We start from the raw sequence: 8797 nt of genomic DNA, 5'->3' as shown, positions 1-8797 counted from the left end.
GCGGCCAATGTGGGAAATGACCATAGACTTGGGGCGGATGAGGCACCTCCCGCCATTATTTCCTGCTTTTTGGGTAGTCAACTGGAAGAGGTGGTAGCCCAGCTCATCGGAACAGGCTATGCAACAAAATCCACAAAGGGAGAGCATATCAATACCGGTGTACGTTCCCTTCCGGATGTGGCAAGAGATGATACGGACAGAAACAGAACCTCTCCCTTTGCCTTTACCGGAAACAAGTTTGAGTTTCGTATGGTGGGCTCCTCCGACTCTATTGCCGGTGCCAACATTATCCTGAACACCATTACAGCGGAGCAGTTTAAGCTGGCAGCGGATTTTCTGGAACAGCAGGAAGACTTTGAAACGGCGGTACATGATTATCTGAAGAAGCTCTTAAGAGAGCATGAGCGGATTATTTTCAATGGGAACGGCTACGGAAAGGAATGGGTAGAGGAGGCGAAGAGACGAGGTCTTCCCAATCATCCATCTATGGTGGATGCCATCTCTGCCTTGACCACGAAGAAGTCCATCGATTTATTCTCCTCCTTCGGCATCTATACGGAGACAGAGCTAAGAAGCCGAGAGCTGGTGGAATACGAACATTACAGTAAGGTGATTTCCATTGAGGGAAGAGCCATGGTGAACATTTCCGGAAAGCAGATTATTCCCGCAGCGATTCGCTTTGTGCAAAATTTGGCAGAATCTCTGAATGCCGTTAAGGCCGCTTCTCCGAAGGCCAGTACCTATGCCCAGGAAAAGCTGTTAAACCGGGCTTCTCAGTATTTGGAGGATATGGAAAAGGCCAGAGAAAAGCTTCTGCAGCATTTGGAAGAGGCTGCGGAGGTTTTGGAGGAAAAGGAAAAAGCCTTTTTCTTCCATAAGGTGATTACCAAGGATATGGCGGAGCTGCGAGAGCCGGCAGATTTACTGGAGACCATCATGGACAAGAGCCTATGGCCTTTCCCAAGCTATGGAGACCTTTTATACGAAGTTTCCGAAATTTAAGAATCAGACCTATCTTGCTAAAAAAATCATTTTGATTTTGACAGCCCCTTGTGAATAAAAATAAATTTCAATAAATCGTAAAGTAGTACAGGAGAAAATTTTCTTTTTTTCTATTATAATGTTCATAATATGACGATATATAATTATAATGAACGTTACTGCCTAGCATAGAAGAGGAGAAAAAATGAATTCCTGTACTATTTTATTGCGAAATATGATGGAGCATCCGGAGTACAGCCAAAGACAATGGGCTGAGGAAACAGGGATGTCCCTGGGAAAGGTGAACCAGTGTATCAAGCATTGGGAAGAAGAGGGCTATCTGGAAAAACAGGAATGCAAGGGAGAAAAGCGGAACCTGACAGAAAAAGGAAAGGCCTTTTTACAGGAACACAAGGTGGATGCGGCCCTGATTTTGGCTGCAGGCTTCGGCTCCCGCTTTGTTCCTCTAACCTATGAATGTCCCAAGGGATTGGTGGGGGTTAAGGATATCACCATCGTGGTAGGATATTTGAAGGAGAAGTTTGACTACCTTGTGGATGCTTATGGCGTGAAGCTTTTATATAATCCGGAGTATTCTACGAAGAATACCATCGGCACCCTGTATCATGCCCGAAAGGCGGTGGAGGGGAAAAACTTTTATATTCTTTCTTCCGACAACTGGATGCGGGAAAATATGTATCACAGCATTGAGCCCCTATCCTGGTATGCTGCCAGCTACATGGCAGGAGAAACCAAAGAGTGGGTTTTAGACTGTGGAAAGGACGGACAGATTAAAAGAGTGGAGGTAGGCGGAGAAGATGCCTACTGTATGTACGGTCCGGTGTTCCTGAAGAAGGAATTTTTTGCGGCTCTTCGCCCCTTTATAGAGGAATACTACCATAGACCGGGGACGGAAGATTTTTACTGGGAGGATGTGCTCCGTTTAGAGTTAAAGCATTTGCCCCCAATCTATCGAAATGAGCAGAAGGACGGACAGATTTATGAATTTGAAAATTTAGAAGAGCTGCGTCTTTTTGATGAAAAATACAATGACCATTCCGGCTCGGAAGCCATGGAGCTGATTTCTTCGGTTTTTCGGATTCCGGAGCGAGATATTGTGAAGCTTCGCTGCCTAAAGGCGGGAATGACCAATAAATCCTTCCTTTTCAGCATCCATGAGGAAAGTGAAAATAAAGACTATGCCGGAAAGGATTTCATTTGCCGAATCCCCGGAGTGGGAACCGGCAAGCTGATTAACAGAAGAGAAGAGGAGGAAATTTACAGCATTGTAAAAGATCTGGAGATTACAGAGGAGCTTCTGTACTTTAATCCGGAAAACGGCTATAAGATTTCACGCTACTATGAGGAAGCCAGAAATGCAGACTTTTCCAAACAAGAGGAAAGAAGAGCCTGCATGAAGCTTTTATTAAAGTTGCATGAAGGAAAAAAAGAGGTGAATCACGCCTTTTCACTGGGGGAAAAGATACAATATTACGAAGATATCTGCCTGGAAGGGGGCGGAGAAATCCCCTATCAGGACTATGGAAAAATCAAAGAAGCAATGAAAAGGATGCTTCAGTTTACGGAAGGAACGAATCCACCCCTTTGCCTTTGCCATATTGATGCAGTGCAGGATAACTTTATCTTCACAAAGGAAGGCGTGAAGATGATTGATTGGGAGTACGCAGGCATGGCAGACCCCTTGCTGGATATCGCCATGGGAGCAATCTATTCCTATATGGATTTTGAAGAAGCAAAGCAATTTTTAAAAGATTATCTGCAGGTGGCGAAGGCGGAAGGAAAAGAAAAACCGCTGATCCTGAGCAGAAGAACAGAAGAAGATTTGGAGAAACTACTGATTGCCTATATGGGATTATCAGGACTGCTATGGAGCCTGTGGTGTGCTTATAAGATGAGAAAAGGACAGGAATTTGGAGAATACAGTCTGAAAATGCTTAGATACTTCAAGGATGCCAAGAAGATTTTGGGAATTTAGAACCTGAATCGTTTTTAGATTTGAAAGCCATGAAGCTAGACTTGGCAATAAAGTATAATCTCAAAAGTAGCCATTCAGTCATTAGCTCAAAAGTCTTAACTCAGCCATAAGCCTAAAAGTGGCGGAGCCACTTTTTTTAAAAGCAGCCGGTACAGCTTTTTGCTCATAAGCTAGCTTATGGACAAAAAGCTGCATCGGTTGCTTTAGCATTCCTACGGAATGCGTAGGCTTATGGCGTAAAGCCCGGATGCGTAGGCTTATGGCGTACAGCCAACGCAGGCTTAAACGTATATAATTCATGAGTTTATAAGCTGCACAGGCTCAAAAGAGTACTGCCTACTCATTCTTATAACGCCTATCCAAATCGCCGATAAGAATAAGAACAATTCTTTATACTATTTTCACTTTTATTCTCCATAAAATAGTATAAAATAATTCTATTGCTAAAAAAATATCAAAATTCAAGGAGGAATCCCATGGCAAAAACAATACTAGTAGGAGCTAACCACGCAGGAACAGCCTGCGCAAATACCATTCTGTCCTATCCTAATCAGGAGCTTACCATTTATGATCAAAACAGCAACATATCCTTTTTAGGATGTGGAATGGCTCTCTGGATCGGAGAGCAGATTCATTCCGGAGACGGCCTGTTCTATGCAAAGCCTCAGGACTTCCTGACAAAGGGAGCAAAGGTAAACATGGAGTCTCAGGTACTTTCCGTGGATTATGACAAGAAGACCGTTAAGGTACAGCTTAAAGACGGACAGGTGATTGAAGATCACTACGACAATCTGGTTTTTGCTACAGGATCCATCCCCAACAGAATCCCGGTAAAGGGCTTTGATTTAGAGAATGTGCAGATGGTAAAGCTTTACCAGAACGCTGCCGAGGTTATCGAAAAGTTGAAGAACAAGGGAGAGTTCAAGAAGGTATGTGTCCTTGGAGGAGGCTATATCGGTGTGGAGCTTGCAGAAGCCTTCCAGCGTCTTGGCTTGGAAGTAACCTTGATCGATATGGTGGATCGTATCCTTGCAGGATATTTTGATGCTCCCTTCTCCGATGAGTTAAAGAACAGAATGGAGGAGCATGGCATTAAACTTGCTTTAGGTGAAAAGGTAGAAGAGTTCTTAGGAGAAGGCAAGGTATCCGGTGTTAAGACCGATAAGGGTGTATATGATGCGGATATGGTCATCTGTGCTGTGGGCTTCAGACCGAATGCAAGTCTGGGAGCAGACCACTTAAAGCTGTATCAAAACGGCGCTTATCTGGTAAACAGAAAGCAGCAGACTAGCGATCCTTCCGTTTATGCCATCGGAGACTGTGCAAGCCTTTATGACAATGCAAGAGGCAGAGAAAACTATATCGCTTTGGCAACCAATGCGGTACGCTCCGGCGTTGTAGCAGGCCATAACATCTGCGGAACTCCTGTAGAGAGCTTAGGCGTTCAGGGCTCCAGTGCTTTAGGAATCTACGGCTACAAGCTGGCATGTACCGGACTTTCCTTAGCGGCGGCGGAGAGAGAAGGTATGGACGTATCCTACGAGGATTACGAGGATACCCAGTTCCCTGCCTTCATGGAAGTGGAGAATCCAAAGGTGAAGATTCGTATTGTTTACAAGAAGGAGGATAAAAAGATTGTGGGTTGCCAGTTAGGTTCCAGCTACGATGCAACTGCCATCATTCATTTCTTCTCTCTGGCTATTCAGAAGGGACTGACCATGCCGGAGCTTCCTTTGGTGGACCTTTTCTTTATGCCTCACTTCAATCAGCCCTATAACTATGTCACCAGAACAGGACTGAACTGGCTGAATAAGGAATTAGGCTTAAAGGGCTAAGAAACATCCTTAAAAACGGAAAAAATTCTTATAATTGTTAAGGAAAAGTAAGAGCTTAGTATAGAAATTTGAAAGCTTGCTATGCTATAGTTTAGAAAAGACGAAAATAGGCAGTTTTCTATAGGAGAGCTGCCTTTTTCATAGACTTATATAGAATCCGTTTTAATGGGAGGAAGATTATGAAACTGGGAAAGAAATTCGGCATAAAAGCTTTGGCACTTGGGCTCTGTGTAGCCAGCCTTTCGCTGACAGCCTTTGCGGCGGGATGGGGACAGCAGGACGGAAAGTATTACTTTGTGGATCCTAAGACCAATCAGAAGGTTAGCGGAAAGTGGATTCATACATCTTCCGGATATTATTACATTGGAGCCGATACCTATATGGTAACCGGCTGGAAGAAGATTAATAACGCCTGGCACTATTTTCGTCCATCTGGCCTTATGGTAACCGGTTGGAGAGAGATTGATAAGCAGTGGTATTACTTAAAGACAGACGGTACCATGCAGACCGGCTGGTTGAAGCTGCAGAAGGATGGGAAGGATGTATGGTACTATCTGAAGGCTTCCGGTGTTATGGCCAAGGGTTGGAGAAAGATTTCCGATAAATGGTACTATTTCCGTCCGGAAGACGGCTCTTTGGTTATGGGACAGTGGCAGAAGATTTCCGATAAGTGGTATTATTTCGGAAATGACGGTGCTATGCAGACCGGCTGGTTACAATTAAACGGAACTTACTATTATCTTTCCGCAAGCAACGGCAATATGGAAACAGGCTGGAAGACGGACACCGATGGCAATAAGTATTATTTGGATCCGGCCAACGGTAAGATGGCAAGAGCCTGGACCAAGATTGAGAATGTTTGGTACTATTTCCAGGATAACGGTAAGATGGTGAAGGGATGGTTAAAGGAGAAGAGCCATTACTACTACTTGCAGGATGGAAAGATGCTCAGCAATACCACCGTTAATCTGGAGGGAAGAGACTTCAGCTTTAATGAGCACGGTGTATGTAGCTCCGATACTTCCAATGTAACGGCTACCGAAGCCAATGCGAATGCCAACAGTAACAACAATAGCAACAATAACAACAATACCAATAACAACAATAATGTAGGACCCGGCGGAACCGGCAGCAATACTCCGGGAGGCGACAGCAATACCCAAAGCAGTCCTGCAAACGGAGACGGCCCAAGCAGTAACGGCCCCGGTGGAAGCAATTCTTCTTCCACTACTCCCGGCGGTGCTCAGGGACAGGGAACCATTCAGGAAGGCAATACCCAGGGACCACAGTAATATAGAATTGCAGGGAGTGCGATAGGGCTTTTTGCCGGGAATTCTCTATAGAATTTTTGATAAGTGCTTTAGCACAGGTCTTGCGGTAAAAAAATCAAATAAGAATAATGCTTCTAAAGAATAGGTCTGAAGATGGGGATTTCGAAAATACCCCGTTTTCAGACCTATATTACATGGAGGCTTTTACAGACCTAAGCTTTTATACAGAATTAAGCTTTTATACAGAACTAAGGTTAATAAAAATTTACGCTTGTATATTGTCGCAAAACAAGGAACTTATGCTAAAATATGGCAAGAAATTTACTCGTCAGGAATCGGTTTATTGTTTCTTAGAGAGGAGTAGGAATGATAGAGGATTATTTAGAAGCCAAAAAATTAGGAGACAGAGCCTATAGAAATGCCCTTTTGACGGGGCAGTATCCTTATTTGGAAGCTTTGGATGATAAATTAAAGGATGAAGATATTCAGGGAGAGAACCGTCTTGGTGTCTTGGAAATACCCTTGGAAGATATTGTAGGAACCAAAACCACCGGAAGACAGCAGGCCTTTGCCAAGAATTTCATGCCGATTTTAGGGGCAAAAACGGAATTTGCCTTTAAATGGTCGGCTCTTTATGATTCCGTAAAGGAAGAAGGTGTTCGGGAGCCTATTTTGGTTTATGAATATATGTACAAATTTTATGTACAGGAAGGAAACAAGAGAGTTTCCGTCAGCCGCTTTAATGATGCGGTTTCCATTCCCGCTACAGTAATTCGTATATTACCGAAGCGCACAGAGGAACGGGAAAATAAACTGTATTATGAATTTGTGGATTTTTATAAATGTACCGGAATCTATAGAATTCGTTTTTCCGAGCTGGGAGCCTATGACCGGCTTTGTCAGGTAATGGGGAAAAAACCGGGAGAGCTATGGGAAGAGGAGCTTTGTCGAGACCTTCGGGCAGCCTATTCCCGTTTTGCAGAGCTTTATATGCAAATGGGTGGAGGAAAGCTGGGAAATACCATCGGAGATGCTTTCTATGTTTATCTTACCGTCTTCGGGATGGAATCTATTTTGCATAACAGTACGGAGGAAATAAAAGAAAATATCGAACGTCTTTGGAATGAATATAGAAAATCTGTCGGAGACGTGGTGCTGGTACAGAACCCTGAAGAAGTGAAAAAAGTCAGCGGTTTTATGGACCTGTTCCAGAGCGGAAAGCTTTATAACGGAAAGCATCCTCTGAAGATTGCTTTTCTGTATGAACGAACGGTACAGGATTCCACCTGGGCCTACGCCCATGAGCTGGGACGAAATTACATTATGGAGAAGTTCCGGGGCTTGGTGGAAACGAAGATTTTCGAGTCCTGTAATACGGAGGAGCGTATTCAGGACAGTATAGAAGAGGCTATTCATTGGGGAGCGGAGCTCATTTTCACTACAGCCAGTTTGATGGCTCAGGTCAGTATCAAGATGGCTCTGGAGCATCCGGAGACCTCTATCCTGAATTGTTCGGTAAATACCTCTTACAATTCCATTCGTACTTATTATGGAAGAATGTATGAAGCCAAGTTTTTGATGGGAGCTTTGGCGGCATCCATTACTGATGGAAATGATTTAGGCTATGTAGAGCAGTTCCCTCTGTACGGAACCATTGCCAATATCAATGCCTTCGCTATCGGCGCCCAGTTTATCAATCCCTGGAGCAAAGTACATCTTTCCTGGAGCGGCTTGCAGGACGGAAACTGGAAGGAAGAGTTTCGGAAGCAGGGAATCAAAACGATTTCCGGACCGGAATTTGCAAAACCCACGGAAGTCAGCAGAGAGTTCGGACTGTATATCAGAGAAGAGGGAGAGAAGGTCTTTAATGTGGCGGCTCCGGTTTATGACTGGGGAAAGTATTATGCTTTGATTTTGCAGTCCATTTTAGAGGGCTCCTACCATGCCAACAGTCTAGCCAAGGCTCACAATGCCTTGAACTATTACTTCGGGCTGAAGGAAGGGGTTATTGATATTATCCTTTCCCGGGATTTAAGCTATGCTTCTAAAAAGTTGGTTTCTATCCTAAGAAAAGAAATCGTAGAAGGAAGTCTTGCGCCGTTCTCCGGAGAAATTCACAGCCAAAGCGAAAAGCTTAGAAGGGAAGGAGACGAAAGTTTAGATTTGGAAGAAATTGTAGATATGCGTTGGTTAAATGATAATGTGGTGGGGGAAATCCCTCCATTGGATCGATTTACCAAAGAATCCCAAGAGGCTATCCTGTCGGGAGGATTTTTACTGTGAGAATATTATGTATAGCGGATGAGGAAAATAAGGGTTTATGGGATCATTTTGATAAGGGAAAGCTAAAGGATATCGACTTGATTCTTTCCGCAGGAGATTTACACTCCGATTACCTGCAGTTTTTGGTTACCATGGGCAAGGCACCTCTTCTTTATGTGCACGGAAATCATGACCAGGGCTACGAGAAAAGACCGCCTTTGGGTTGCGAGTGCATTGAGGACAAGGTCTATGATTTTAAAGGTCTTCGTATACTGGGACTGGGAGGTTCCCTCCGTTATAAGCCGGGAGATCATATGTATACGGAACAGGAGATGCAGAAGCGCATTCAAAAAGTAAAGAAAGACATTGTCCTAAAGAACGGCTTTGATATTTTACTGACCCATGCACCGGTGAAGGGGTACGGAGACATGGAAGACTTGCCCCATCAGGGC

At 44.1% G+C, this 8797-nt stretch carries 6 protein-coding genes; all 6 read left to right on the top strand.

The window, feature by feature from the left end; genetic code table 11:
• A partial coding sequence (locus tag ACO4PX_RS06375) for a glutamine synthetase III family protein (RefSeq protein WP_485572019.1) occupies positions 1–1002 on the top strand: 1002 nt, incomplete at its 5' end.
• A 184-nt stretch (positions 1003–1186) separates the two neighbouring features.
• Complete coding sequence (locus ACO4PX_RS06370; protein WP_485572018.1) at positions 1187–2977, top strand: phosphotransferase; 1791 nt, start codon at positions 1187–1189, stop codon at positions 2975–2977.
• A gap of 476 nt (positions 2978–3453) precedes the next feature.
• Entirely contained in the window at positions 3454–4812 is a 1359-nt protein-coding gene (nox, locus tag ACO4PX_RS06365; RefSeq protein ID WP_304070182.1) for a H2O-forming NADH oxidase, read from the top strand.
• 179 nt (positions 4813–4991) lie between these two features.
• The gene (locus ACO4PX_RS06360) at positions 4992–6104 is read left to right on the top strand and encodes an N-acetylmuramoyl-L-alanine amidase family protein (RefSeq protein WP_485572017.1); all 1113 of its coding nucleotides are present in this window, start codon (positions 4992–4994) and stop codon (positions 6102–6104) included.
• Positions 6105–6449: 345 nt separating this feature from the next.
• Positions 6450–8366 carry a BMP family ABC transporter substrate-binding protein gene (locus ACO4PX_RS06355; RefSeq protein ID WP_485541627.1) on the top strand — a complete coding sequence of 639 codons (1917 nt, stop codon included), beginning with the start codon at positions 6450–6452 and terminating at the stop codon, positions 8364–8366.
• On the top strand, positions 8363–8797 hold a 435-nt coding region (locus tag ACO4PX_RS06350), incomplete at its 3' end, for a metallophosphoesterase family protein (RefSeq protein WP_485572016.1). The genes ACO4PX_RS06355 and ACO4PX_RS06350, both read left to right, overlap by 4 nt.

It is taken from the genome of Oribacterium sp., from assembly GCF_057249185.1.
This window is presented reverse-complemented; position numbering and strand designations above follow the sequence as displayed.